This is a genomic window from Actinoplanes subglobosus (assembly GCF_042650585.1).
Lineage (GTDB): Bacteria > Actinomycetota > Actinomycetes > Mycobacteriales > Micromonosporaceae > Actinoplanes > Actinoplanes subglobosus.
In genome coordinates this window covers 795,955-821,078 of the sequence record NZ_JBHSBL010000017.1, presented here as the reverse complement: position 1 = coordinate 821,078, position 25,124 = coordinate 795,955, and the positions used below count along the sequence as shown (strand labels likewise).

General features: G+C 70.9%; 22 protein-coding genes and 1 pseudogene (1 of these 23 running past the window's edge). 11 read left to right on the top strand and 12 right to left on the bottom strand.

Annotated elements, in window-relative coordinates:
• Positions 1-40: 40 nt before the first annotated feature.
• Positions 41-283: a mycoredoxin gene (locus ACFO0C_RS21795; RefSeq protein ID WP_109591300.1), complete on the top strand. Its 243-nt coding sequence runs from the start codon at positions 41-43 to the stop codon at positions 281-283.
• A gap of 39 nt (positions 284-322) precedes the next feature.
• Here the strand turns inward: ACFO0C_RS21795 and ACFO0C_RS21790 are convergent, their stop codons facing one another.
• The 4 genes from ACFO0C_RS21790 to ACFO0C_RS21775 are packed head-to-tail and all read right to left on the bottom strand — an operon-like array spanning position 323 to position 4,825.
• Positions 323-1,204, bottom strand: coding sequence for a phytanoyl-CoA dioxygenase family protein (locus tag ACFO0C_RS21790; protein WP_378068483.1), 882 nt, complete (start codon positions 1,202-1,204; stop codon positions 323-325).
• 56 nt (positions 1,205-1,260) lie between these two features.
• Positions 1,261-2,208 carry an NAD(+) diphosphatase gene (gene nudC / locus ACFO0C_RS21785; RefSeq protein WP_378068482.1) on the bottom strand — a complete coding sequence of 316 codons (948 nt, stop codon included), beginning with the start codon at positions 2,206-2,208 and terminating at the stop codon, positions 1,261-1,263.
• A complete protein-coding gene (locus ACFO0C_RS21780; RefSeq protein ID WP_378068481.1) occupies positions 2,205-3,521 on the bottom strand; it encodes a M16 family metallopeptidase in 1,317 nt (438 codons plus the stop codon). Before ACFO0C_RS21780 ends, nudC begins: the two co-directional genes overlap by 4 nt.
• Entirely contained in the window at positions 3,518-4,825 is a 1,308-nt protein-coding gene (locus ACFO0C_RS21775; RefSeq protein WP_378068480.1) for a M16 family metallopeptidase, read from the bottom strand. Before ACFO0C_RS21775 ends, ACFO0C_RS21780 begins: the two co-directional genes overlap by 4 nt.
• Positions 4,826-5,105: 280 nt before the next feature.
• On the opposite strand from ACFO0C_RS21775, the gene ACFO0C_RS21770 reads away from it, so the two are divergent.
• Genes ACFO0C_RS21770 through ACFO0C_RS21755 form a run of 4 tightly spaced genes read left to right on the top strand, consistent with a single transcriptional unit; the run spans position 5,106 to position 8,242 of the window.
• Positions 5,106-5,519, top strand: coding sequence for an RrF2 family transcriptional regulator (locus tag ACFO0C_RS21770; RefSeq protein WP_378068479.1), 414 nt, complete (start codon positions 5,106-5,108; stop codon positions 5,517-5,519).
• Positions 5,520-5,527: 8 nt separating this feature from the next.
• Positions 5,528-6,607, top strand: a complete 1,080-nt coding sequence (locus ACFO0C_RS21765) for an ABC transporter substrate-binding protein (protein WP_378068478.1) — start codon at positions 5,528-5,530, stop codon at positions 6,605-6,607.
• A gap of 26 nt (positions 6,608-6,633) precedes the next feature.
• Positions 6,634-7,380 carry an ABC transporter ATP-binding protein gene (locus ACFO0C_RS21760; protein WP_378068477.1) on the top strand — a complete coding sequence of 249 codons (747 nt, stop codon included), beginning with the start codon at positions 6,634-6,636 and terminating at the stop codon, positions 7,378-7,380.
• Positions 7,370-8,242 carry an ABC transporter permease gene (locus ACFO0C_RS21755; protein ID WP_378068476.1) on the top strand — a complete coding sequence of 291 codons (873 nt, stop codon included), beginning with the start codon at positions 7,370-7,372 and terminating at the stop codon, positions 8,240-8,242. Before ACFO0C_RS21760 ends, ACFO0C_RS21755 begins: the two co-directional genes overlap by 11 nt.
• A 1-nt stretch (position 8,243) precedes the next feature.
• Here the strand turns inward: ACFO0C_RS21755 and ACFO0C_RS21750 are convergent, their stop codons facing one another.
• A complete protein-coding gene (locus tag ACFO0C_RS21750; protein ID WP_378068475.1) occupies positions 8,244-9,137 on the bottom strand; it encodes a hypothetical protein in 894 nt (297 codons plus the stop codon).
• A 127-nt stretch (positions 9,138-9,264) separates the two neighbouring features.
• Here ACFO0C_RS21750 and ACFO0C_RS21745 point away from each other — a divergent pair, with 127 nt between their 5' ends.
• The gene (locus ACFO0C_RS21745; protein ID WP_378068474.1) at positions 9,265-9,981 is read left to right on the top strand and encodes a lysophospholipid acyltransferase family protein; all 717 of its coding nucleotides are present in this window, start codon (positions 9,265-9,267) and stop codon (positions 9,979-9,981) included.
• 188 nt (positions 9,982-10,169) lie between these two features.
• Here ACFO0C_RS21745 and cspE read toward each other — a convergent pair whose 3' ends face one another.
• The gene (cspE, locus tag ACFO0C_RS21740) at positions 10,170-10,373 is read right to left on the bottom strand and encodes a transcription antiterminator/RNA stability regulator CspE (protein ID WP_093619181.1); all 204 of its coding nucleotides are present in this window, start codon (positions 10,371-10,373) and stop codon (positions 10,170-10,172) included.
• Positions 10,374-10,596: 223 nt separating this feature from the next.
• On the opposite strand from cspE, the gene ACFO0C_RS21735 reads away from it, so the two are divergent.
• Positions 10,597-11,004, top strand: coding sequence for a pilus assembly protein CpaE (locus tag ACFO0C_RS21735; RefSeq protein ID WP_378068473.1), 408 nt, complete (start codon positions 10,597-10,599; stop codon positions 11,002-11,004).
• Positions 11,005-11,007: 3 nt separating this feature from the next.
• Here the strand turns inward: ACFO0C_RS21735 and ACFO0C_RS21730 are convergent, their stop codons facing one another.
• From ACFO0C_RS21730 to ACFO0C_RS21715, 4 genes are all read right to left on the bottom strand, one after another.
• Positions 11,008-14,670, bottom strand: coding sequence for an ATP-dependent helicase (locus tag ACFO0C_RS21730; RefSeq protein ID WP_378068472.1), 3,663 nt, complete (start codon positions 14,668-14,670; stop codon positions 11,008-11,010).
• Positions 14,670-18,953 (bottom strand): UvrD-helicase domain-containing protein, encoded by a 4,284-nt coding sequence (locus ACFO0C_RS21725; protein ID WP_378068529.1) that lies wholly within the window; start codon positions 18,951-18,953, stop codon positions 14,670-14,672. The genes ACFO0C_RS21730 and ACFO0C_RS21725 overlap by 1 nt, the downstream gene beginning before the upstream one ends.
• Positions 18,954-19,367: 414 nt before the next feature.
• On the bottom strand, positions 19,368-19,970 hold the full coding sequence (locus tag ACFO0C_RS21720; protein ID WP_378068471.1) for an LOG family protein: 603 nt from the start codon (positions 19,968-19,970) through the stop codon (positions 19,368-19,370).
• 1 nt (position 19,971) lies between these two features.
• Complete coding sequence (locus tag ACFO0C_RS21715; RefSeq protein WP_378068470.1) at positions 19,972-20,733, bottom strand: LOG family protein; 762 nt, start codon at positions 20,731-20,733, stop codon at positions 19,972-19,974.
• A gap of 172 nt (positions 20,734-20,905) precedes the next feature.
• On the opposite strand from ACFO0C_RS21715, the gene ACFO0C_RS21710 reads away from it, so the two are divergent.
• The gene (locus ACFO0C_RS21710) at positions 20,906-21,076 is read left to right on the top strand and encodes a hypothetical protein (RefSeq protein ID WP_378068469.1); all 171 of its coding nucleotides are present in this window, start codon (positions 20,906-20,908) and stop codon (positions 21,074-21,076) included.
• Here ACFO0C_RS21710 and dapE read toward each other — a convergent pair whose 3' ends face one another.
• Positions 21,077-22,147: a succinyl-diaminopimelate desuccinylase gene (gene dapE, locus ACFO0C_RS21705; protein ID WP_378068468.1), complete on the bottom strand. Its 1,071-nt coding sequence runs from the start codon at positions 22,145-22,147 to the stop codon at positions 21,077-21,079. It abuts the gene before it with no gap.
• 67 nt (positions 22,148-22,214) lie between these two features.
• On the opposite strand from dapE, the gene dapD reads away from it, so the two are divergent.
• Complete coding sequence (gene dapD, locus ACFO0C_RS21700; RefSeq protein ID WP_378068467.1) at positions 22,215-23,162, top strand: 2,3,4,5-tetrahydropyridine-2,6-dicarboxylate N-succinyltransferase; 948 nt, start codon at positions 22,215-22,217, stop codon at positions 23,160-23,162.
• Positions 23,163-23,169: 7 nt separating this feature from the next.
• Here dapD and ACFO0C_RS21695 read toward each other — a convergent pair whose 3' ends face one another.
• Positions 23,170-23,970, bottom strand: coding sequence for a LysR family transcriptional regulator ArgP (locus tag ACFO0C_RS21695; RefSeq protein ID WP_378068466.1), 801 nt, complete (start codon positions 23,968-23,970; stop codon positions 23,170-23,172).
• A 70-nt stretch (positions 23,971-24,040) separates the two neighbouring features.
• Here ACFO0C_RS21695 and ACFO0C_RS21690 point away from each other — a divergent pair, with 70 nt between their 5' ends.
• A complete protein-coding gene (locus ACFO0C_RS21690; RefSeq protein WP_378068465.1) occupies positions 24,041-24,643 on the top strand; it encodes a LysE/ArgO family amino acid transporter in 603 nt (200 codons plus the stop codon).
• An 80-nt stretch (positions 24,644-24,723) separates the two neighbouring features.
• Positions 24,724-25,124, top strand: a pseudogene (locus ACFO0C_RS21685) (DNA polymerase III subunit beta family protein); it runs 632 nt beyond the window's last position.

The following is a 25,124-nucleotide window of genomic DNA, read 5'->3' as shown; positions in this document are numbered from 1 at the left end:
CCGCACCGCGGTGTGACCTGTATCGAAGGAGCCCTGACCGATGCTGACCATGTACTCGACGTCCTGGTGTGGGTACTGCCACCGCCTCAAGTCGCAACTCGACCGGGAGGGCATCGCCTACGACGTCGTCGACATCGAGCAGGACGAGGCGTCGGCCGCGTTCGTGCGCAGCGTCAACGGCGGAAACCAGACGGTGCCGACCCTGAAGTTCGCCGACGGCTCGGCTCTGACGAACCCGTCGATCGTCCAGGTCAAGCAGCACCTCGCCACCATCGCCGCCTGATCCGCCCAGGGAGGGGCACGGCCCCTCCCTGGGAAGGCATCACGGGATCAGCGCCGGGATGCTCGAGTCGAGCAGGCCCCGCTCCTTGAGTGCGCCGTAGAGCGGCGTGGTCTCCGGGTAGTGGCCCCACTGGTGGTCACCGTCACCGTTGCCGAAGCCGCCGAGCAGCTGCTTCTGCACGTCGTTGAGGCCGTTCCAGGCCGGGGTGCCCGGCAGCTCGGCATTTTCGTCGCGCATGGCGATCCAGCGCGGCGTGTAACCGAAGAACGCGCCGACACGGGTGATGTCGGAGTAGTTGTCCGACCGGGCGTGCCAGATGCGGCGGTCGAAGACGACCAGGTCACCGGCGTTGGCGGTGATCTGGGTCGCGCCCTCGGGCTGCGGGAAGGGCAGACCACGGCTCTTCGGGCCGGGGAGCCAGTTGGTCTTGTGGCTGCCGGGCAGCACGGTGAAGTTGCCGCGCCCGGTCTCGCTCACGTCCGAGAACCAGTAGGCCAGCTTGACCGACAGCATCGGCCGCGGGTCGGTCTCGATCTCCCGGTTCTGCCGGCCGCCGTCCTGGTGCCAGTGCCACCAGTCCTTCTGCTTGTCGTGCAGCTGCGGGTGCACGTCGATGTGCGAGTGGTAGATGTGCAGGTTCCACCCCAGCAGCGACCAGATGTACTTGAAAGCCTTGGGGTGGTCGATCAGGAAGGCCAGCTCGGGCACGTGCGCGATCGGCGACAACTGGTGCAGGGCACCGGTGGCGCTCAGCTTGCCCTCGGACTTCTGCCGCTCGTAATACCCCAGGATCGCGGCGCGACCGGCCTCGATCTCGCTCTCACTGAGCACCGACGGCACGACGATGTAGCCGTCGCGGTCGAACGCCGTCCGCTCCTCCGCGGTCATCGGCGTCCACGCCGGCGCCTCCACCTGAGTCATCGGTTCCCCTCTCGTCTTTGAAGGGAAGACGCGATGGCCCCTCGCCGGGGTTGCCTCTAACCGGAAAAAGTTTCTGGATCTTCGAGGAGCCATTTCTCGATCAGATAGAAGGCGATCGAGGAACTCATCGGCACCGTCCGGGAACCCTCACCGGAGATCATCTTCGCGATCTCCTCCCTGGTGAACCAGTGCGCCTCGTCGATCTCCTCCGGATCCAGGGTCAGCGGCTGCCCCGGATCGGCGATGCCGTGGAAACCGAGCATCAGCGAGCCGGGGTACGGCCACGACTGACTCCCCTCGTACCGGATCTCGGAGAGGTCGACGCCCACCTCCTCGTGCACCTCGCGGGCGACCGCCGCCTCCGCCGACTCGCCGGCCTCGACGAACCCGGCCAGGCAGGAGAAGCGCAGCGCGCCGTCGGGCCTGGCCGGCCAGCTCGCGTTGTGCCCGAGCAGGCAGCGACCGGCCGGGCCGGCCACCCCGTCGTGCACCAGGATGATCATCGCCGGGTCGGTCCGCGGCCACATCATGGCGCCGTCCGGGTCGACCCGTGCCCAGCCGGCCTCCACCACCTCGGTCGGTTTCCCGGTCCGCGGCGAGTAGAGGTGGCTACGGTGCCAGTTGCCGAGGGCGACGGCCGTGGTGAGCAGCCCGGTGTCACGGTCGTCGAGCAGGTGCCCGATCTCCCGGAGACCGGTCGCGCGGGTGTCGCCCCCGGCGGTGAGCGGCGCGTCGACGGCCCAGTACGGCGTACCGTCCGGGCCGACGCCGAGGAACCAGCGCTCGGCCTCCGGCGCCTCCGACGGCGGCACCAGAATCAGTGCGGCGCCGCCGTCGGGGCGGTCGGTGACCAGGGCCCGGCCGCCCTTGGCCAGGTCCACGACGAGGACCTGGCCGCGATCCCAGGCGGCGGCGAGCCATGCCTCGTCCCGGCGGTGCTCGGCCGCACGGTCGAGGGTGGTACGGGCGAGTGGCGGACCACTCGGCAGGTCGGAACTGATCACGCTGCGCTGCGCTCCACGACGGTCAGGGTGGACAGCTGCGACTCGATCCGCTCGGCGTCACCGAGGATCACGGTCACCGCCCGGGACGGGGCCAGGTACTTCGAGGCCGCGGCGGCCACCTCCTCGCGGGTGACCGCGGACAGTGCCGCGGAGTGCTCCCGGAGATGGTCGAGGCGGAGCCCGAAACCAGCGTACATACTGGCCAGCGCGGCCAGACCGGCCTGCGTCGACATGCCCAGGCGCAGTGTGCCGAGGGCGTAGCGCCGGGCCTGCTCCAGTTCCTCCTCGCCGGGCGGGAGGCTGGCGATCCGGCCCAGCTCGTAGACTGTCTCCAGCAGCGACGGGCCGGTCACCTCGGTGGCCACCTCGGCCGCGGCGACCAGGGCCGAGCCGGCCACGTAATGGTCGATCGACGAGTACGACCCGTAGGTGTAGCCCTTGTCCTCACGGATGTTCTCGGTCCAGCGGGACGAGAAGTAGCCGCCGAACACCAGGTTCGCCAGGTTGAGCGCGGCGTAGTCGGGATCGGTACGGGTCAGCGCGGGCAGCGCGATCCGCAGTGACGACTGCACCGAGCCGGGCCGGTCGACGAGCAGCAGCGGGCCGGTCTCCAGCGCCGGGGTGGCCGGCAGGCTGCCGTCCGGCGCGCTGCCGGCCCAGCCGCCGAGGACCTTCTCCGCGGTGTCGATGGCCTGGTCCGGGTCGATGTCGCCGACCAGCACGAGCACCGCGCCCTCCGGGCGGACCCGGGCGGCGTGCAGCTCGCGCAGCGGCTCCGAGGACAGCGCCCGGATCTCGTCGGGCTCCGGGGTCTGCACCGCGTACGGATGGCTGCCGTACATCCTCTTGAGCAGGGCCACCCGGGCCAGGTGCGCCGGCTGGCTGAGCGCGACCTGGATGTGGTCGACGAGCCGGTCCCGCTCGGTGGACACCTCCTCGACCGGGTAGGTCGCGTCGGTGAGCACCGAGGCGAGCAGTTCGAGCGTCCGGTCCAGTCCGTCGGCGAGCGCGTTGCCGCTGATCAGCAGCCGGTCCGGGTCGAGCCCGGCGGCCAGGCTGCCGCCGACGGCCTGGAGCTGGGCGGCGATGTCGATGCTGTTCATCCCGCTGGTGCCGGTGAACAGGGCCTGCGAGAGCAGGGTGGCCGGAGCCAGCGGGGCCCGGCCGAACGGGATCCGCAGCCGCACCTCGACCAGCGGCACCGCGGACCGCTTGATCGCGATCACGGTGAGGCCGTTGGGCAGGGTGCGCTCGCGCTCGCGCGGCAGGTTCAGCGCGGCGTCCGGCACCAGGTCGGGCAGAGTCTTGGTCACGAAGAGGCTCCCGGAATCACTTCGACGGAGGCGCGGCGCTCGGGCCGCAGGGTGGCCGCGGCGGCGACGATCTGCTCCTCGCGCACCTCGCTGATCAACTTGGGCAGGTCGTTGAGCAGGCCGGGACAACCGCGCTGGAGCTCCAGGACGGCCATCGGCTGGGCCCGGCCGAGCACGTCGTCGGTGCCGTGCAGCGAGCGCGTCGCCATCCGCGCCTGGGTCCGGTCCAGTTCGCCGGGCTTGAGGCCGTCGGCGGCCAGCCGGTCCAGCTCCTCGTCGATCGTGCGCAGCACCTTGTCGGCGTCGCCACCCGGGGGAAGGTGCGCCTGGAGCAGCAGTGCGGTCGGGTTGCGCACGAGATATTCGTCGCCCATGAAGCCGATGTAGCCGCCCAGGGTGGTGGCTGTGCGGTCACGCTGGACCAGACGCTCGACCAGGCGGGACGCGTCGCCGTCGGTGAGCACCTCGGCGAGCACGAGGTAGGGCAGGTAGTCCTCGAAGGTGCCGATCGGGTCGGGCACGCGCCATCCGGCGGCCACGGCCGGCAGCGGGGCGATGCGATCCGTGTACGACGAGCGCCGCTCCTCGGTCAGGTCGGGCTCGTCGAAGTCCGGCAGCTGCGGGGCGGGCCGGGCCTGGACGTCACCGAAGTGCCGCTCGATCATCGCGGTCGCCTCGGCCACGTCGAAGTCGCCGGCGACCGAGAGCACCGCGTTGCCGCAGGCGTAGTAGCGGTCGAAGAAGCCCTGCGCGTCCTCGACGGTGGCGCTCTCCAGGTCCTCGAACGAGCCGTAGCCGTCGTGCGCGTTGGCGAACGTCCCGAACATCACCGGTGGCAGTTTCAGCCAGGGGAACCCGCCGTACGGCCGGTTCAGCACGTTGACCCGGATCTCCTCCTTGACCACGTCGACCTGGTTACGCAGGTTCTCCTCGGTGAGCCGGGGACCACGCATCCGGTCCGCCTCGAGGAAGAGCGCGCGCTCCAGGCCGCCGGTCGGCAACACCTCGAAGTAGTCGGTGTAGTCGAGGTGGGTGGAGCCGTTGAAGCTGCCGCCCGCACCCTGCACGTGGCGGAAATGTGCCAGTTTCTCCAGGTTCTCCGAGCCCTGGAACATCAGGTGCTCGAAGAGGTGGGCGAAACCGGTTCGGCCCTCCGGCTCACTGCGGATGCCGACGTCGTAGACGACGGCCACGCCGACCACCGGGGCGCTGCGATCCGGGGAGAGGACCACGCGCAGACCGTTGCCGAGCGTGAACCGCTCGACCGGGTATTTCGTCGCGGGGATCTTGATTTTGGGCGCCACGGTACGAATCTAGCGGACACATCTCCGTAGTCGAGTGGCGACGGCGAGTAAATACATCAATATCCGCTCCCGATCTTCCGCCGCGAATCGGACCAGGCGTGACGCGTCGATGTCATCCCCGTCACCCGAACGGCGGAAGTCGAGCACGATACAACCCGAAAATGCCCTGGATGCCGGTTTCCCGCACTCCGGACGAGGCTTGACGCACCAAACCCATATGGTCCAGTATTCCCATCCATCAGATAGGGAAACCGAAGTATTCACGGGAGGGGAGCACGGGGTGTACGTCTCAGCTCGCACGGACTACGCCGTACGCGCGATGCTGGCGGTCACCGTCGAGCACCCACGCCTGGTCAAGGCGGCCGGACTGGCCGCCGTCCAGGACATCCCGCTCAGTTTCTTGCAGGGAATCCTGCTGGATCTGCGCCGCGCCGGGCTGCTGCACAGCCATCGTGGCGTGGATGGCGGATACGCCCTGGCCCGCCCGGCCGAGGAGATCACCGTCGGCGACGTGGTCCGCGCCGTCGGGGGTGCCCTCACCACGGTCCGGGGGCTGCCCACGTCCACGGCGACCTATCACGGAGCAGCGACGGCGCTGCACGACGTGTGGGTGGCCGTCGAGGCGGCCATCGAGGGTGTGGTCGACCACAAGACCCTTGCCGAACTCTCCAGTACCTCAGTGAAACGAAATTAGGAGTGAGCATGAGCTCCCGCACCATACGTGCGCTCGCCCTTGCCTCGGCTGCTCTGGTGGCCACGACCGCTCTGGCCGCCTGCGGTTCCAAAGAGGAAGAGAAGACCGCCGCCGAGGCCGCGGCCGGAAACGCCGCCGAGGCACCGGCCATCAAGCTGGGCTACTTCCCGAACATCACCCACGCTCCCGCCCTGGTCGGCGTGAACAAGAAGATCTTCGAAGAGAAGCTGGGCAGCACCAAGCTCGAGGCGACCACCTTCAACGCGGGCCCGGCCGCGATCGAGGCGCTGCTCTCCGGCGCCATCGACGCCACCTACATCGGCCCGAACCCGGCGATCAACGGCTGGTCCAAGTCCAAGGGCGAGGCGCTGAAGATCATCGCCGGTAGCACCTCGGGCGGTGCCGGCCTGGTCGTCAAGGAAGGCATCAACACCCCGGCCGACCTCAAGGGCAAGAAGATCGCCACCCCGCAGCTCGGCAACACCCAGGACGTCGCGCTGCGCGCCTGGCTGAAGTCGAACGGCCTCAACGCCGACACCAGCGGCGGCGGCGACGTCTCGATCCTGCCGCAGGACAACGCGACGGCGGTCCAGGCCTTCGCGCAGGGCACCATCGACGGCGCCTGGGTGCCGGAGCCCAACTACAGCAAGCTGATCCTCGAGTCCAAGGCCAAGGTCCTGGTCGACGAGAAGACGCTGTGGCCGAACCAGGATTTCGTGACCACCCACCTGATCGTCAGCCAGAAGTTCCTGAAGGAGTACCCGGGAACGGTCAAGAAGCTGCTCCAGGGTCACATCGCGTCGGTCAAGTACATCAAGGACAACAACGCCGACGCGCAGAAGGCCGCGAACGCCCAGATCGAGGCGCTCACCAGCAAGCCGCTGAAGGACGAGATCCTCACCGCCGCGTTCGCGAACCTCAAGTTCACCTACGACCCGATCGCGCCCTCGCTCTTCACCAGCGCGAAGCACGCGGAGGAGGTCGGCCTGCTCGACCCGGTGGACCTGAAGGGCATCTACGACCTGACGCTGCTGAACGAGCTGCTGAAGGCGGACGGTCAGGCTGAGGTCAGCGACTCCGCGGCCTGATCCCACGGATTGATAGGAGGGCGAGTATGAGCACGGTTGTCCGGATCGACGATGTGACCAAGCAGTACGGTTCGGGGAGCAACGCTCTGCTCGCCCTCGACCACGTCTCCCTCGATGTCGCTCAAGGGGAGTTCGTCTGCCTCCTCGGCGCCTCCGGCTGCGGCAAGAGCACCCTGCTCTCGCTGGTGGCCGGGCTCGACAAGATCACCACCGGCACCCTGGACATCGGCGGGCGCCACGTCGCGCTGATGTTCCAGGAGGCCGCTCTCTTCCCCTGGCTCTCGGTGGCCGGCAACGTCGAGCTGCCGCTCAAGCTCCAGGGCATCGGCCGCGCCGAGCGCCGCAAGCGGGCACAGGAACTGCTGGAGATCGTCCGGCTGAGCGGCTTCGGCGACAAGCGGCCGCACGAGCTCTCCGGCGGCATGCGGCAGCGGGTCGCGCTGGCCCGGGCCCTCGCCCAGAACGCCGACGTCCTGCTGATGGACGAGCCGTTCGGCGCGCTCGACGCGATGACCCGCGACATCCTGCACGACGAGCTGGAGCGGATCTGGCGCGAGCAGGAACTCACGGTCCTCTTCGTCACCCACAACGTGCGCGAGGCGGTCCGTCTCGGCGACCGGGTGGTCCTGCTGAGCAGCCGCCCCGGTCGCGTCATCGAAGACTTCAAGATCGATCACGCGCGCCCGCGGCGCATCGACTCCCCCGAGGTCTCCGGCCAGGCCGCCGAGATCACCGACCGGCTCCGCGCGGAGGTCGCCCGTCATGCCAACTGAAGTCGTCGAACAGCAGAAACAGGCGGACGAGGTCAGCGGCCTCGACGCGCTCGAACTCGGCCCGAAGAAGGAGAAGGGCGCGCTCGGCAAGCGCGTCTGGAGCAGCTTGTGGCCCAAGGCGCTGGCCATCGCGATCGTCGTCGGCGCGTGGCAGATCGTCTACCTGTCCGAGTGGCGGCCGGCCTACGTCTTCCCGCCGCCGGCCGATGTGTTCGCCCAGCTCGGCGAGCTGATCACCGAGCCGAAGTTCTGGGACGGCGTACAGCTGACGATGACCCGGGCGCTCACCGGTTTCGCCCTGGCCGTGGCGATCGGCACGGTGATCGGCGCGCTGGTCTCCCAGTTCCGGCCGCTGCGCGCCGCGATCGGCTCGCTGATCACCGGCCTGCAGACCATGCCGTCGATCATGTGGTTCCCGCTCGCCATCCTGCTGTTCCAGCTCGGCGAGGAGGCGATCCTCTTCGTGGTCGTCATCGGCGCCGCGCCGTCGGTGGCGAACGGCCTGATCAGCGGCATCGACTACGTGCCGCGGACGTGGCTGCGGGTCGGCCAGGTGATGGGCATGAGCGGCATCGCGAAGTACCGCCACCTGATCCTGCCGGCGTCGTTGCCGTCCTTCGTCTCCGGGCTCAAGCAGGGCTGGGCGTTCTCCTGGCGCAGCCTGATGGCCGGTGAGCTGCTGGTCATCGTTCCGGGCACGGTGTCCATCGGCGTCCGGATGCAGGCCGCCCGTGACCTGAACGACGCGGTGGGCGTCCTCGCGTACATCATCGTGGTTTTGATCATCGGCATCCTGGTCGACCAGTTCTTCAACGCGGCCGACGGCGCCCTGCGCCGGCGCTGGGGTCTGATCAGTAACTGATCTAAATCGGGCGGACCGAGGCCAGCACCTCATCGACCACGTGGTCGAACTGCCGGTGGGTGTCCGGGATCGAGACGTACAGGATCGCCGCCGTCGGTTTGCCGACATCGATGACCGCCACCGCGGAGAGTTCCGAGGTGGCGGTCAGTCCCGGTTCCTTGAAGCTGAGCCGGAACTCGCTCACCCACGCCGGCCGCCCGCCGAGCGTCGTCACCTCGTCACGCAGCGGCTCCAGGCTGTTGGGCTGCGGGTAGTACTCGGCCCGCACGTCCGCCGCAACCTGCCGGCCCACGCACTCCAGATCGAGGGTGAAGGCGTCGTTGTCGGCCGCCGGGACCGCCGCCGACAGGATCGACGCGTGGTACTGCCCGCCCTGGTAGACCTCGGTCACGAAATGCTGCCCGACCCGGTAGGGCACCTCCAGAGTGCCGGCCTTCCACACCTCGGTCCAGGTGACCCAGGGTGCGCCGTACTTCTTGTAGCTGATCCCGGCGTCCGGATCGACGGTGCGCTCGCCCTCGGCCGGCGCGGGGACCGGCGCGCTCGGCGCGCTGGGACCCCCGGCGCCCGGTGAGACGCTCGGCGCCGGGCAGGCCTGCGCCAGCGGGGGCCGCAGATCGGCCGCCGGCGCCGCTTTCTCCCCGAACGGGTCCCCGTCACCGCCGAGAAGCACCACGAGCAGCACGGCCAGCCCGGCCGCGAGGATCACCCCGGCCACCCCACCGAAGATCAACAACTGCCGCCTGCGCCGCTCCGGTCCATCCGGGCGGGGCGGTTCCGGCAGATCCGGCGGTTGCGGGCGCTGCTCGGGTACGTGGTAAGCCGTCACCATCCCCGACGACCACGGCCCGCCCGGCCGTTCCCAGGCGGACGTCGGTGGCTGCGGCTCGGACATGCACACCAGTGAACACCACCGGAGCCGCGATCGCCGGGACGCCCACGTGTTCCCACGAGCCGGTAAGCCTGCCGGAATTGTGCATCCGACCCGCGCCGTTCCCAGAAACTTCGGTTACCGTGCTGCCATGGAACTGGTGTATCCCCCCGTCGTCGGCCTGGCCAAGACGATGTTCCGCGTGCTCGACAACAAGATCACCGTCGAGGGCGCCGAGCACATCCCCACGAGCGGCGGGGCGGTGCTCGCCAGTAACCACTCCAGCTACCTGGACTTCATCTACTGCGGCTTCGGGACCCAGCCGGCCAAGCGGCTGGTCCGGTTCATGGCCAAGAAGCAGGTCTTCGACCACAGGATCAGTGGTCCGCTGATGCGGGGGATGCGGCACATCCCCGTCGACCGCAAGGCCGGCACCGCCGCCTTCAAGCACGCCATCGACTCGCTGCGGAGCGGCGAGATCGTCGGCGTCTTCCCCGAGGCCACGATCAGCGAGTCGTTCACCATCAAGACGCTGAAATCGGGCGCCGCCCGGATGGCCCAGGAGGCCGCGGTCCCGCTGATCCCGATGGCCGTCTGGGGTCCGCACCGGCTCTGGACCAAGGGCCGTAAGAAGGAGCTGACCAAGCGCCACGTGCCGGTCCTCATCAAGATCGGCGAGCCGATCCCGGTGACCGAGGGCGCGACGCCCGAGTCGATCACCGCGACGCTGAAGGAGCGGCTGACCGTCCTGCTCGACTCGGTGCAGCGGGCCTACCCCGACCAGCCGGCCGGGCCGGACGACCGCTGGTGGCTGCCGGCACACCTCGGCGGCACGGCGCCACTGCCCAGCCCCGCCGCTTCCGTCTGACCGATACCGATCAGCTAAGGCTCCCGGCGTGCCGGGAGCCTTTCTCGTGCGCCATGCAAAAGTGCCGCACCCTGACGGGTACGGCACCGATGTGAGTGTGCGGGGTCCGGACGCTCTACACGCCCGGACCCCTCACGCTCGGTTCACAGCTGCCCGGCCACACGAGGCGGCCGAAACTCAGAAGTGAATCAGAGGGCGCGGATGTTGGCGGCCTGCGGGCCCTTCTGGCCCTGGGTCACCTCGAACTCGACCCGCTGGTTCTCCTCCAGGGCCCGGTAGCCGGACATCTGGATAGCGGAGAAGTGGGCGAAAACGTCAGCGCCGCCGTCGTCCGGGGTGATGAACCCGAAACCCTTGTCCGCGTTGAACCACTTCACAACACCGGTAACCATGCTCGTCTCCTCGACGATCGATCGCTCCCGACCATTATGGACGGGGGCGAGGTAATAAGACCCGCATTCTGTGGGTCTCGTGTCGCCGTACTGATCGCCCGACCGGAGAAACCCGGGTTACGACAAAGAGCGCCTGGGGCAGACTTCCCCACAGGCGCTCCTGAGTACTTGGGAACCAAACTGACAACGCTGAGGAGCCTAGCACGGAGAGGGAGGCCGGGAAGTGCTCGGCGTAGAACTGGCCTGGCAGCTCAAGACCGCCGGGCTCGCGTGGAAGCCGCAGCTCGGCGACCGTTTCACCGTTCCCGACCGGGACCTGGACGACGAGGTCTTCGTCCTGAGCAACATGACGATCCAGGTCCACGATCGCCCGGAGGGGCTAATCATCGGCTTCAACGGCACCACCGAATGGGCGCTCGACGACGTCGATCTCGACGAGGCACTGTGGCTGCCGCGCGAGGACCAGCTGCGCGAACTGCTCGGCGGGACCTTCCGGTCACTGCACAAAGATCACGACACCCATACGGTACGGACCGAGCTGCTCGGCCGTGACCAGGACTTCACCGCGGCCACCGCCGAGGAGGCGTACGCCACCGCACTGCTCCACCTGCTCGCCGCCGGCCGGGGGTGATCTTCAGTGCCCGGTGGCCGGGATCTCCTCGATCAGGGCGGCCAGGCCGGCGGCGTCCATCAGGTCGGCCGGGCGGACCGTGACCTGCTCACGGACGTAGTGGAAGCCGGCCCGCACCTTCCGCACCGGCACCCCGGCCAGCGACGCCCAGGCGATCCGGTACGCCGACAGCTGAACCGCCGCGGCCTCCGCCTCCGCGCCGGACGGACGGCGGCCGGTCTTCCAGTCGATCACGTCGAAGCGGCCGTCCGGGTCGGCGTAGACCGCGTCCATCCGCCCGCGCACCACCACCCCGGCCACCGTCGTCGCGAACGGCACCTCCACCTCGAACGGCGTCCGGTCCGCCCACTCGCCGGTCAGGAACGCCTCCTGCAGGGCGGCCAGCTCGTCGTCCTCGGCCGCACCGTCGTCCGCCGCACCCGGCAGATCGTCGATGTCCAGCAGCCGCACCGCACCGAACCGCTGCTCCAGCCAGGCGTGGAAGGCCGTGCCACGCCGGGCCTGCGGAGCCGGGCGGTGCGGCAGCGGGCGGCGCAGCGAACGGGCCAGGGCCTGTGGGTCGCGGCGCAGCACCACCAGCTGTGAGACCGACAGATACGCGGGGACGGCCACCTCGATCGGGCCGTCCTTGCGGGCGCGTTCCTCCCGCTCGGCCAGCAGCAGTCTCGCCTCCCGCCGCCAGCGGGCGATATCCGGATCCTCCGCCGCCGCCCGATCCGCCGACTCAGCCGCGGCCAGCAACACGTCCCGGTCCGGCGCCACGGCCGACTCTTCGCCCCCAGCCGACGAAGCGGGGGCTGAGGACGGCGCGAGCTGCCCGGAAGTGATCGCGGCGGGCGGCTGCTGGCCGAGATCGGTCTCGCCCGGAGCCGTTTGCGGGCCCGGCTGACGTGGGAGTGGGACCGGTGCCGGCGGGGAGTCAGGGGACGGGTCGGTCACCCGTACCCCCGCAATGGGTTCGGACCAACCGGCACCGTCCGGGACCTCGCCCGGACCGGCCAGGCCGACCAGATCGGCCGCCAGGCCGGCCCGCGCCGCGACCCCCGGATCCGCGGCGGCCAGATCGGCGAACGCCTCGGCCGCGGACGCATCCGGATTCTCGATCATGCGGCGGATCAGGTCGGCCGCGGCCGCCATCGCCGGACGGCGCAGGCCCAGCGGGTCGGCCGGCCACTCGGCCGTCGCCACCACCTGATCGCTCGGATTGCTGTCGCCGGGCGCCGGCTCCGGCGTCCAGACGTCGACCACCCCGGCGCCGGCCGCGCACGTCTCCCGGATCTCGTCGAGGAAGACCGACGGGCCACGCGGGCGCTTCACGCCGTCGCCCCACCAGTAGCCGGAACAGAGCAGCAGCCGCCGCGGGCGGGTCACCGCGACATAGGCGAGGCGGCGCTCCTCCCGCTCGTCGTGCTCCCGCCACGAACGACCGAAAGCGGTCACCGCGCCGGCCACGTCCTTCTGGTCCATGGCGTCGGTCAGGTCCAGCAGCGGCAGGCCCGACGCGTCGCCCCGCAGCGGGAACGGCAACACGCCGATCCCGCCCATGTAGTGGTCCGACGCGCGGGCCAGCCCCGGCCAGACACCCCGGCACAGGCCGGCCGCCGACACCACATCCCACTCCAGGCCCTTCGCGGCGTGCGCGGTCAGGATCTGCACCGCGCCCTCCACCACGTCGACCTGACCCGGTTCCAGCCCGCGCTCCTCCTCCTCGGCCGCGGCCAGGAACGCCAGGAAACCGGCGAGCGTGCCCGACTCGTTCTCGGTGCCGTACCGGGTCGCCGCCTCCCCCAGCGCGTCCAGGTGACCGCGGGCCAGACCGGCGTCCCCGGCCGCCCAGCCACGCACCGCCACCTCGACGTCCAGGCCGATCGTGCGCTCGATGTCGGCGAGCAGGTCGGGCAGCGGCTGGTCCAGCCGGCGGCGCAGGGCGGCCAGCTCACGGCCGAACTCCTGGAGCCGCCGATGCCCCTCCGCCGAGTAGTTCCGGGGCGAACCCAGGTCGGCCATCGCCTCGACCAGGGTCGCGTCGTCCAGCCGATCCGTGGTGATCTGCTCCGGGTCCGACGCCGCCCGCCCCGACGACGCCACCCGGGCGTTGGCGATCACCCGGGACCGCCGGTGCAGGGCCACCAGGTCACGCGGGCCGATCCGCCAGCGGGCCCCGGTGAGCAGCCGCAACAGTGACGCGCCGTCGGTGGGGTCGGCCAGCACCCGCAGCGTGCACACCACGTCCCGGACCTCGGGAGTGTCCAGCAACCCGCCCAGCCCGACCACCTCGACCGGCAGGCCCCGGGCCCGCAGCGCCTCCTCGATCACCGGGATCTGACTGCGCACCCGCACCAGCACCGCGCTCGTCGGGCGGAGTTCCAGCGGGATCTCCCCCGGCGGCGCCGACGGCATCCCGGCGACCAGCCGCCACGCGGTGAGCATCGAATCGGCGATCCAGTTCGCCTCGTCGGCATACGTCGGCAGCAGCGCGCACGTCACCGTCCGGCCGCCGACCGCCTCCGCCGTCCGATCCGCCGCCTGCAACCGGTGCACCTGGGCCCGCAGCGGTGCCGAGACGGTGTTGGCCACCCGCAGGATCTCCGGGCGGTTCCGCCAGCTCCGGGTCAGCGTGCGCACCCGGGACGGATGGCCCGCCGAGTCGATGAACTCCTCCGGGAAGCGCTCCAGCGTCCCCGCCGAGGCACCCCGCCAGCCGTAGATCGACTGGCACGGGTCACCGACCGCGGTCACCGGGTGCCCGCCGCCGAACAGGTTGTTCAGCATCGTCACCTGGGCGTGACTGGTGTCCTGGTACTCGTCGAGCAGCACGATCCGGAACCGGCCCCGCTCGATCGCGCCGACCTCCGGATGGTCCCGGGCCACCAGCGCGGCACGGGCCATCTGGTCACCGAAGTCCATCGCCTCCAGGTCGAGTTTGCGCTGCTCGTAGAGGCGGACCAGGGGCAGCAGGGTGAGCCTGTTCTGCTGGCGGCGCAGCACCTCGGAGACGTCCTTGTAGACGCGGCCCGGGTACTCCTGCATCTCGGCGAAGAACCGGCCCGTCCACGCGGCCAGATCGTCCGGGCCGACCAGGTGCTCGGACATCTCCGCCGCCAGCGCCAGCACGTCGTCGGTGACCGTGCCCGGTGCCCGGTTCAGACCGGTCATCTCACCCGTGTAGGTGCGGACCAGCGAATCCACGATCTGCCAGCGGGCGGCCTCGGTCAGCAGACGGGCCGACGGCTCGTAACCCGCTCGGAGGCCGTGCTCGGTCACCACCCGGGCGGCGTACGCGTGATAGGTCGAGATCGTCGGCTCGCCGGCCAGCGCCTCGTCCCGGCCCAGGCGGCGGCCCAGCTGGCCCAGCCGGGTGCGGACCCGGTGCGCCAGCTCCCCCGCCGCCTTCCGGGTGAACGTGAGACCCAGGATCTCGCCCGGGTGCGCGTAGCCGTTCGCGACCAGCCACACCACCCGTGACGCCATCGTCTCCGTCTTGCCCGACCCGGCACCCGCCACCACCAGCAGCGGCTCCACCGGCGCCGCGATGATCGCCTCCTGCTCGGACGTCGGATCCGGCAGCCGCAGCATCCGGGCCAGCTCGCGCGGCGTGAACCGGGGGCCCGACCGGGCCTGCGGGCGCCGCTGGGGCCCCTCGGCGAACAACGTCGGCTGCGTCATCAGTCCTGATCCGGTCCGTTCGGTTCGACGACCTGCCGGCCCTTGCCGGAGATCGGGCAGCTCGTCCGGACCGGGCACACCCGGCACCGGCTGTTCGCCACCGCGGAGAAAGTGGACGCCGCCATCGCCGCCGCGGTCCGGCGCACCATGCCGTCGGCCCAGCCCGGGTCGGCGGCCTCGGCCAGCGGCACCTGCATCTGCTCCCGGGCGTCCTTGCCCGGGCCCAGCTGGACCAGCGCCGCCCCGCCGCTGTCGGTCCCGAAATCCGCGAACGCACCCGCGTCGATCGCCGCCTGATAGCCGCCGAGCTGCGCATTCTCCGCCACATCGGACGCCGACACGGCCGTCGTCTTGCCCGTCTTCAGGTCGATCACCACGAGCCGGCCCGCCTCGTCGACCTCCAGCCGGTCCACCCGGCCGGTCAGCTGAATCGGGTTCCGCTCGTCCTCCAGCCGCACCGTGAACTCGTGCTCGATCGCCAGCAGCCGTCGCGGGTTCACCGCCAGCCAGCGCAGCAGCTTGTCGACCATCGCCTGCGCCCGATCCTGCTCCGGGCCGGCCAGCCACTGCGCGGCCAGCTCGATCGAATCGAACCGGGCCGACACATACTCGACCAGCTTCTCCCGGTCGGCGTTCGCATCCTCGGCCAGCATCGCCGCCGCGTGCACCAGGTTACCGATGCCCTGCGCCGGCCCGGCCGGAGCCGCGCCACCGTGCCGCTCCAGCAGCCAGCGCAGACTGCACCGGAGCGCACTCTCCATCGACGACGGCGTGACCTTGACCGCTTCGCCCTCGTCGACCAGCGGCCGATCGTCCGACAGCGGCCGCAAACCCCACCACTCGTCCGGATGGGCACCCGGCACCCCGGCGGCCGCGAGACGTGCGAGCTCGGCCGCCGCGGCGCGCCTCCGGCTGGGCGTCTCGCCACTTCCCACCACGACGGTACGCAACTCGGCCACCAGCGAGGCCAGGGTGAGGGCCCGGGGCGGCCGCCCAACCGGAAGCTCCTCCTCGCCGTCCCCCTGGTCGCCCTCCTCCTCTTCCGCCTGGCCGTCCCCGCGCTCCTCCCCCAGGCTCTCCTCGCGCTCGTCCCCCCAGCTTTCCCCTGGCTCGCCCGCCTGGGCGTCCCGTCGCTTGTCCCCCCAGCTCTCCCCTGGCTCGCCCGCCTGGGCGTCCCGTCGCTCGTCCCCCCAGCTCTCCCCCGGCTCGCCCGCCTGGGCGTCCCGTCGCTCGTCCCCCCAGCTCTCCCCCGGCTCGCCCGCCTGGGCGACCCTTCGCTCGTCCCCCCAGCTCTCCCCCGGCTCGCCCGCCTGGGCGTCCCCGCCCTCGGCAACCGCTGGCTCGTGGTCCGCGTCGTCGTCGCCGGGCGGGGCCGACGGGTGCGGACCGGTGGGGTCGTCGTCAGGAGGCGCCGCCCCGCCCGCGGGGCCGGACGACGGTGTGCCGGGTGGGCCGGTGTCCCAGGGGTCCGGCTGCTGGGGGCCCGGTGGGCGTTCGCCGCCGGGGCCCCGGCTCGGGGTGGCCAGTTCGGTGAGGAACCGGCTGGGTTGCTCCTCACCGACCGAACCGCCGACGCTCGCCGACGCCACCGCGGTGACCACCAGACGGTGGCGGGCCCGGGTGGTGGCCACGTAGAAGAGCCGCCGCTCCTCGTCGAGCAGGGCCGACGTCTCACCGAGGATCGCCTCCGGGCCGGTGGCCGGGCGGCCGGCCAGCACGTCCACCAGGCGCTCCGAACCGAGCAGGCTGCCGCGGAGCCGCAAGTCCGGCCAGAGGCCCTCCTGCACGCCGGCGATGATCACCACGTCCCACTCCAGGCCCTTCGCCGCGTGGGCGGTCAGCAGCCGGACCGCTTCGCCGCGGTCGGCGCTCGGCGCGATCGAGTCGGCCGGAAGCTCCTGACCCAGCACATGGTCCAGGAAGACGGAGACACCGGCGCCGGGCAGCCGGTCCACGAACCGGGCCGCCGCGTCGAAGAGGACCACCATCGCGTCCAGGTCGCGGTCGGCGGCCTCGGACCGCCACTCCCGGGCCCGGGCCGAATCGCGCTGATCCGGCATCGGGTTGTTGCCGGTACTCATCGCATACCACCGGTCGTGGAGGCCGCTCTCCCGCCAGACCGTCCAGAGGACCTGCTCGGCTGAGGCACCCGGCTCGGCCGCCGCCTCCCGCGCGACCGTGAGCAGCCGGGCGACCGTCTGTGCCGGACGGGCCCAGCGTCGCTCCACCAGGTCGAGCCCGGCCGGATCTCGAACCGCGTCGACGAGCAGCTCGCCGGAGGCCCGCCGGTCGCCGGCGCTGATCGCCAGCGCCCGCAGCCCCTGCCGCAGCCGCCGCTCGGTCAGCGGATCAGCCCCGCCGAGCGGCGAATGCAGCAGGGCGACGGCTGCCTCCTCGTTCAGCGCTTCCGGGTCGACGGCGCAGCGCAGCAACAGCAGGAACGGCGCGACAGCCGGCTGCAGGTGCAACGGCAGATCCTCGGCGTGGATGATCGTCGGCACCCCGGCCGCGGCCAGCGCCCGCTGCACCGACGGCTGCTGCAACGTCGTCGAACGCATCAGCACCGCCATCCGCGACCACGGCACACCATGGAGCAGATGGGCCTCCCGGAGGGCGTGTGCGATATAGGCGGTCTCGGCGGCCGTCGACCGGAACGTCCGGACCACGGCCCCCGCCGCCGGCCCGAAGCCCACCTCGTCCCCGGAGCCACGCACCGCTCCCGAGCCATCTGCGGTACCCGAAGCATCCGCCGCGCCGGAGCCACCTCCGGTATCAGAACCATCCGCCGCGCCGGAGCCACCTCCGATATCAGAACCATCCGCCGCGCCGGAGCCACCTCCGGTATCCGAACTATCCGCCGCACCGTTAGAGGTGGCCGCAACGCCCTCTGCCCCGCCAGAAGCAGCCGAACCACCAGCCACCGGGGAAGCGCTAGGCACCGTGGAAGCGCTAGGCACGCGAGGATCACCCAGGTCAGAAATTTCTGATTTGCCGCTTTCTGTGGAGGCGGACTGTGCGGTGAAAGCAGACGAAGCGGACGGCGAAACCGCCGAGGCGGTCTCCGGCGCCGAGCCGGTGAAAGGCACGGAACCAGCGGAAAGCACAGAACCGACGGCAGGTACGGAACCAACGGCAGGTACGGAACCAACGGCAGGCGCGGAACCGGCAGCAGGCGCGGAACCGGCAGCAGGCACGGAACCGGCAGCAGGCACGGAACCGGCAGCAGGCGCGGGTGGGGGGAACATGAGCCGGTGGCCCATCGGTCCCCGCATGCGGCGGGACACCCGGCTCGTCGCCGTCAGCAAGGGTGGCGCTGCTCGGTAGTTGGTGTGCAGGACGACGGTCTCGGCGGGGGTGCCGGAGACCGAGCGGAAACGGGGTGGGAACGCGGTGACCACGGCCGGGTCGGCGCCGCGGAAACCGTAGATCGAGGAATCCGGGTCGGCGAAAGCGACCAGGGGCTTGCCGCCGCCCGCCACCTGGGCGAGGAGGTCGACCTGGGCCGGGTCGGTCTCGGCCAGCTCGTCGACGTAGACGTGGGCCAGGCGGCGGCGCTCCGCCTCCAGCAGGTCGGGCTCGTCGGCCAGCAGGCCGGAGGCGGCGCGGACCAGCTCGGCCGGGTCGTAGGCGGTGGAGCCCCTGGTGGTGACGTCGCGGAGGGCCAAGACCGCCACATACTCCCGGAGGAAACGGGCGGCGGCCGGCCAGTCGTCGCGGCCCAGGCGCTCGCCGAGGCGGGCCAGCTCGATCGGGCCGACGCCGCGCTCGGCGGCACGCTGCATCAGGTCGCGCAGCTGCTGGGCGAACGCCCGGGTGGGCAGGGCGGGGCGCAGCGACTCGGGCCAGCCGATCTCGTCGGCGGCCTCGGGGTCGGCGACGACGGCCAGCAGCTCACGGATGATCAGGTCCTGCTCGGGGCCGGTGAGCAGCCGGGGGGACGGCTCGCCGCGCTCGGCAGCGGCCCGGCGGAGCAGGCCGAACGCGTAGGCGTGGAACGTCCGCACCAGGGGCTCGTGCACGATCCGGCCGGGGTCGTCGGCGATCCGTGCCTCGATGCGGTCGCGGAGCGCGGCGGCACTGCGGCGGCCGAACGTGAGGATCAGGATGCGCTCCGGGTCGGTGCCCTCCGCGATCCGGGCGGCGACCGACTCCACCAGCACCGACGTCTTGCCGGTGCCGGGGCCGCCGATGACCAGCAGTGGGCCGGCGGTGTGACCGGTGACCCGGCGCTGGACCGGGTCGGTCGGCAGCTCGGGCACCACCGGGCGGGGGCGACGGACCAGGCGATAGGTGGGCCGGCGCACCGGGGGAAGAGAAACCGGCGTGCTCACGGCATCTATGAGAGCACGCCGGTATGACGTTATTCCGGGCCAGGAAGGCCGACGGCCCGGAATGACGCCGAACAGCCGATCCGAGGCCGTCGCCGAGGCCCACGAGCCGTAGCCCAGGCAGGTGACCCGACAACCACAACCAGCCTGAGCGACGGCTCACGAACCGGCACCGCGCCGACCGTGACCGGACACCGGACACCGGGCACCGGGCACCGGGCACCGGACACCGGACACCGGACACCGGGCAGCGACCGAACCGCGCGTGGACGGCGGTTCCGGCGCCCGGCCCGGGACGGGACTCGATGTGCCTCTTTCGTCGAGGCGGGAGGAGTGCGGCGTACCGGGAAGGGCGACGGACCGGGAACGTCAGGCTGCGGGGCTCGCTGTATCGGAGGCGGCGCCGGACGGGCCGCGTCGCGGGCCGGCGGCGAGGGTCGCCTCGGTGAGGTCGATGGCTTCGGCGACCGTACGCGCCGTGAGCAGCATGTCCATCGCGGCGGGGCGGACGAATTTCTGATCGGTGAGGGTGCCGAGCCAGCGGGTCAGGCCGTCGTAGAAGCCGTCGGGGTCGAGCAGGACGATCGGCTTGCGGTGGACGTCGAGGGTGGCCGTCGTCCAGACCTCGAAGAGCTCGTCGAGGGTGCCGAGGCCGCCGGGCAGGGTGATGAACGCGTCGGACCGGTCGATCATGACGGTCTTGCGGGCCGCCATGTCGTCGGTGACCACCAGCTCGGCGGAGTCCTCGTCGGCGACCTCGAGATCGACGAGGCACTGCGGGATGATGCCGAGGGTGTGGCCGCCGGCCGCGCGGGCGCTCTCGGTGACGGCTCCCATCATGCCGACGCGGCCGCCGCCGGAGACCAGGGTGTGGCCCCGCTCGGCGAGGGTGCGGCCGGTCTCGGCGGCGAGGTCGAGCCAGCGCTGTTCGAGGGTGGTGGAGCTGGCGCAGAAGACGCAGATCGCGGCCACGTCAGTGCTGCCCGGACGGGTCGGCGTCGGTGATGATGCGGACGGCCTCGGCGACGTCGTCGGTGACCTGGATGAGTTCGAGATCCATGGCGCTGATCTTGCCTTCGTCGAGCATCCGGCGCTTCATCCAGTCGAGAAGGCCGCCCCAATATTCGGTGCCCATCAGGATTACCGGGAAGCGGGTGACCTTCTTCGTCTGGACCAGGGTGATCGCCTCGAACAGCTCGTCGAGGGTGCCGAACCCGCCGGGGAGGACGACGAACGCCTGCGCATACTTCACGAACATGGTCTTGCGGACGAAGAAGTAGCGGAAGTCGATGCCGATGTCGACCCAGTCGTTGAGGCCCTGCTCGAAGGGGAGCTCGATGCCGAGACCGACGGACATGCCGCCGGCGTCGGTGGCGCCCTTGTTGGCCGCCTCCATCACACCGGGGCCGCCGCCGGTGATCACCGCGTACCCGGCCTCGGCGAGCGCGGCACCCAGGTTCTCGGCGAGCTCGCACTCGAAGCTGTCGGGGGCGCTGCGGGCCGAGCCGAAGACGCTGACCGCCCGCGGCAGGTCGGCGAGCGTGTCGAAGCCCTCGACGAACTCGGAGAGGATCCGCAGCGCCCGCCAGGCGTCCTTGGTCTTCCACTCCTCGCGGTTACGGGAATCGAGCAGTTTCTGATCGGCCGTGCTCGGCGGGATGGCGTCACGGCGCAACGTGACGGCTCCTCGATGACGCTCCGGCCCCGACTGTCGCCCGTTGGTGCTCTCCGTCATGCCACAAAGGTAGTGCGGACGGTCAGGACCCGGTGAATAACCGGCTCCGTTTTGGCAAGAGGATTGCGACCCGCAGACCTTTTTGCCAGATTGGGACAACCGACAGTAGCCCTGACGCGTCTGTACAGTTACCGACCTGGCATCACCGGGCTCCCGCGAAGGAGCGACCACCGTGACGAATCGACACGAGCGCCTCAGGATGCAGCGCCGGATCCGCCTGGTGCTGGAGGAACGACGGGCCGCTTTCGCGGCACGTGACGCGGATCCCGCCGTGGATCCCGAGGCGACGATGGAGATCCCGCCACCGCAGCGTGCGGTCGGCCGGGTCACCGTGCAGTACTAGTCAGGGCGCCAGCCAGCGATAGAGGGTGGCAGCCCCGTCGCGGATCTTGCCGATCTCGACGTGCTCGTCCGGCGCGTGCGCGAGAGACGGGTCGCCGGGTCCGTAATTGAGTGCCGGGATGCCCAGCGCCGCGAACCGGGCCACGTCGGTCCAGCCCAGCTTGCCGGCCGGCTCGATGCCGACGGCCGCGAGGAACTCCCGGGCCGGTGCCGCGTCGAGGCCGGGCAGCGCGCCCGGCGCCGAGTCGGTGACCTCGACGTCGAAACCCTGGAAGACCTCCCGCAGGTGCTCGGCCGCCTGCTTCTCCGAACGGTCCGGAGCGAACCGCAGGTTGACGTCGACGACGCACTCGTCGGGCACCACGTTCCCGGCGACGCCGCCGGCGATCCCGACGGCACTCAGGCCTTCCCGGTACGTGCAACCGTCGATCGTGACGGTGCGGGGGTGGTACGCCTCGAGCCGCCGCAACACCTCACCGGCGGCGTGGATGGCGTTGACCCCGCGCCACGACCGGGCCGAGTGCGCCCGCCGCCCCCGGGTCCGCACCCGTGCCTGCATGGTGCCCTGGCAACCGGCCTCGACCGCGCCGAACGTGGGTTCGAGCAGTACCGCGAAGTCGGCCCGCAGCCACTTGGGGTGTTCCTTCGCGACCAGGTTGAGTCCGTTGAACTCGGACTCGATCTCCTCGGACTCGTAGAACAGGTAGGTCACGTCGTACTGCGGGTCGGGCAGTGTGACGGCCAGGTGCAGGGCGAGCGCGACGCCGCCCTTCATGTCCGAGGTGCCGCAGCCGTAGATCAGGTCGTCGACGACGGTGGACGGCAGGTTCCCGTTGACCGGGACGGTGTCGAGGTGACCGGCGAGGATCACCCGCTGGTCGCGGCCCAGCTTGGTCCGGGCCATCACCGTGTTGCCGAGGCGGCGCACGCTCAGGTGGCCGGCCTCCTGGAGGACCTCCTCGACGCAGTCGGCGATCGCCTTCTCGTCGCGGGAGACGGACTCGACGTCGACCAGGGCGCGGGTCAGCACCACCGGGTCGACCAGCACGTCCGGGGTAAGCGGGTTGGCCATGTGCGCACCATACCGGGGCGCGACGAGCCCGATGATCACTCGTTCAGGGTCCGGTAGGGTTCGGGTCGTGGAAACCGCGATCTCGACTTCGCCCGCCTGGGGCATCGGCCTCGCCACCGTGACCGCCGAGGGGCAGGTTCTCGACACCTGGTTCCCGGCGGGATATCTGGGCCTGGGCGAGGAGCCCGCCGACACGCCGGTGCTCCCGGCCGGGCAGACCGGCCCGAAACTGCTTCCCGGCCTGAGCACCGTCGAGGTGCGGGTGCTGGTCAAGTCGCTGGCCGACCCGATCGCCGACGCGTCGGACGCCTACCTGCGGCTGCACCTGCTGTCGCACCGGCTGGTCCGGCCCAACGAGCTCAACCTGGACGGCATCTTCGGCAAGCTGGCCAACGTGGCGTGGACCTCGGCCGGCCCGTGTCCGGCGGAGCGGGTCGACGAGCTGCGGTTCCTGGAGCGTGCGGCGGGTCGGCAGCTGGCCGTCTACGGGGTGGACAAGTTCCCCCGCATGATCGATTACGTGGTGCCGTCGGGCGTGCGGATCGCCGACGCCGACCGTGTCCGCCTCGGCGCCCACCTGGCCTCCGGCACCACCGTGATGCACGAGGGATTCGTCAACTTCAACGCCGGCACGCTCGGCACCTCGATGGTCGAGGGCCGGATCGTGCAGGGTGTGGTGGTCGGTGACGGCTCCGACATCGGCGGCGGCTCGTCGATCATGGGCACGCTGTCCGGCGGCGGTAAGGAGAAGGTGCGGATCGGCGAGCGCAGCCTGCTGGGCGCGAACGCGGGTGTCGGCATCTCGCTCGGTGACGACTGCGTGATCGAGGCCGGCACCTACATCACCGCGGCTTCGAAGATCACGCTGCCCGACGGCCGTGTGGTCAAGGCCATCGAGCTGTCCGGTGTGAACAATCTCCTGTTCTGGCGCAACTCGGTCTCCGGCGCCCTGGAGGCCCGGTCGCGCAAGGGCACCGGCATCGAGCTGAACAGCGCGCTGCACGCCAACGACTGATCTGCTCCTATCGCAGGACCTGGGCGGCCGCCGTGCGAACGGCGGCCGTCAGCGCGTCCAGGGCCGGTGACGAGAGCCGCCAGCACTGCCAGTAGAGCGGGACGTCCAGGTGGTGACCGGGGCGGATCTCAACGAGACGGCCGGCCTCCAGGTGCGGGCGGGCCTCGTGCTCGACGAGCATGCCCCAGCCGAGACCCAGGAGCAGGGCCCGGTTGAACGCCGCGGTGGCCGGCAGGTAGTGGATCGGCGGGTCCTGCGTCAGGCCTAGGAACCGGTGCTGGAGCCGGTCCTTCCGGTTGTAGAGAAGCGTGGGCGCGGACTCGTCGAGACCGGGTGCGGCCACCCCGAGGTAGCGCATGACGCCCAGTTCCTCCACCCGGCAGCCCTGCACCGGCACGTGCTCGGAGGTGACCGCCGCCATCACGGTCCCCGACCGCAGCAGCTCGGTGGTGTGTTCCTGGTCGTCGGTGTGGATCTCGAAGAGCACTCCGGGCACGCTCGTGAGCACCGGCAGGAACCAGCTGTCCAGGGAGTCGGCGTTGACCACCACCGAGAGGCGGACGCTGTCGGCACCCAGGAACTCCCGTTCCAGCAGCGCCACCTGATTGGCGAAGCGGAGCAGGCCCTGGCCGGCCGTGGTGGCCGTGCACGGTTTCGCCCTCCGGACGAGCACCTGGCCGACGGACTGTTCGAGCGCCTTGATGCGCTGACTGACCGCCGACGGTGTGACGTGCAACGCACGGGCCGCGGCCTCGAAGCTGCCCTGTTCGACGACGGCCTGGAAGGTCGCCAACTGCACCTGGTCCACGTTAGGAAAACTAATCCATCGTCAGAATGATTAGCTGGAGCCACATCGAAGCCGGCCGTAGCGTCGGGGCATGCTCTCCTCCGCTATCGCCGGATTTGTCGCTTCCGCTGTACTGATCATCGCCATCGGGGCCCAGAACGCGTTCGTCCTCCGCCAAGGGCTGCGCCGGGAACACGTACTCCCGGTGGTGTTGACCTGCGCTTTCTCCGACCTGGCGCTGATCTCGGCCGGCATCGCCGGGCTGGGCGCGGTCCTGACCGCGCAACCCACGCTGATCACCGCGATCCGGTGGGCCGGCGCCGCGTTCCTGATCGGCTACGCGTTCCTCGCCGCCCGCCGCGCGCTGCGCCCCCAGGCCGCCCTCGACCCGGCGGCGCAAGCACCGGCGACGCTGCGGGCCACCCTGCTCACCTGCCTCGCCCTGACCTACCTCAACCCGCACGTCTACCTGGACACCGTGCTGCTGCTCGGCTCGGTCGCCCAGCAGCACGCCAGCCGCTGGGCGTTCGGCCTGGGCGCGGCGGCCGCCAGCCTCACCTGGTTCGTCTCGCTCGGCCTCGGCGCGCGGCGACTCGCTCCGCTGCTCGCCCGGCCGTCCGCGTGGCGGGTGCTCGACGGATCGATAGCGCTGGTCATGGCCGTTCTCGGAGTCATGCTGATAGTGCAGGCTTGACGTCTTGCGGTCTTGCCGGCGGTGCCGGCTTGACCCTCGACGAGGTCGAGACACCAGGGTCTACCGACGTGGAGAGCTACATGCGAGGCATCGGCGAGGCGGCCCGGGCCAGCGGGTTGAGCATCAGCGCGTTGCGGTTCTACGACAGCGCGGGCGTGCTGGTTCCGGCCGCCGTCGACCCGGCCACCGGCTACCGCCGCTACACGCCGGAGCAGATCAAGGCGGCCCGGCTCATCGCCGGACTGCGGCGGGTGGGCATGCCGGTCGCCGAGATCGCGGCGGCGGTGCGAGACCTAGATCAAAACCCTTCAGCGGTACGGGTGAAGCTGGACGACCACCTGGCCAGGCTGGAGTCCGGTCTCGCCGATGCCAAGCGTGAGCTCCTCCGTCTGCACACCCTGATCGACCTGGAGGAGAACCTGATGACCCGGATCACCCTGCCCGCCGCCGACCTGTCCGCGGCCCTCGGCGCCGTGGTGAT

What these genes read in the sequence shown, in the direction of transcription:
- ACFO0C_RS21795 (WP_109591300.1), top strand. Translation starts at nt 41, where the DNA reads ATGCTGACCATGTACTCGACGTCCTGGTGTGGGTACTGCCACCGCCTC.
- ACFO0C_RS21790 (WP_378068483.1), bottom strand. Translation starts at nt 1,204, where the DNA reads ATGACTCAGGTGGAGGCGCCGGCGTGGACGCCGATGACCGCGGAGGAG.
- ACFO0C_RS21765 (WP_378068478.1), top strand. Translation starts at nt 5,528, where the DNA reads ATGAGCTCCCGCACCATACGTGCGCTCGCCCTTGCCTCGGCTGCTCTG.
- ACFO0C_RS21760 (WP_378068477.1), top strand. Translation starts at nt 6,634, where the DNA reads ATGAGCACGGTTGTCCGGATCGACGATGTGACCAAGCAGTACGGTTCG.
- ACFO0C_RS21755 (WP_378068476.1), top strand. Translation starts at nt 7,370, where the DNA reads ATGCCAACTGAAGTCGTCGAACAGCAGAAACAGGCGGACGAGGTCAGC.
- ACFO0C_RS21750 (WP_378068475.1), bottom strand. Translation starts at nt 9,137, where the DNA reads ATGTCCGAGCCGCAGCCACCGACGTCCGCCTGGGAACGGCCGGGCGGG.
- ACFO0C_RS21745 (WP_378068474.1), top strand. Translation starts at nt 9,265, where the DNA reads ATGGAACTGGTGTATCCCCCCGTCGTCGGCCTGGCCAAGACGATGTTC.
- cspE (WP_093619181.1), bottom strand. Translation starts at nt 10,373, where the DNA reads ATGGTTACCGGTGTTGTGAAGTGGTTCAACGCGGACAAGGGTTTCGGG.
- ACFO0C_RS21730 (WP_378068472.1), bottom strand. Translation starts at nt 14,670, where the DNA reads ATGACGCAGCCGACGTTGTTCGCCGAGGGGCCCCAGCGGCGCCCGCAG.
- ACFO0C_RS21715 (WP_378068470.1), bottom strand. Translation starts at nt 20,733, where the DNA reads ATGACGGAGAGCACCAACGGGCGACAGTCGGGGCCGGAGCGTCATCGA.
- dapE (WP_378068468.1), bottom strand. Translation starts at nt 22,147, where the DNA reads ATGGCCAACCCGCTTACCCCGGACGTGCTGGTCGACCCGGTGGTGCTG.
- ACFO0C_RS21690 (WP_378068465.1), top strand. Translation starts at nt 24,041, where the DNA reads ATGCTCTCCTCCGCTATCGCCGGATTTGTCGCTTCCGCTGTACTGATC.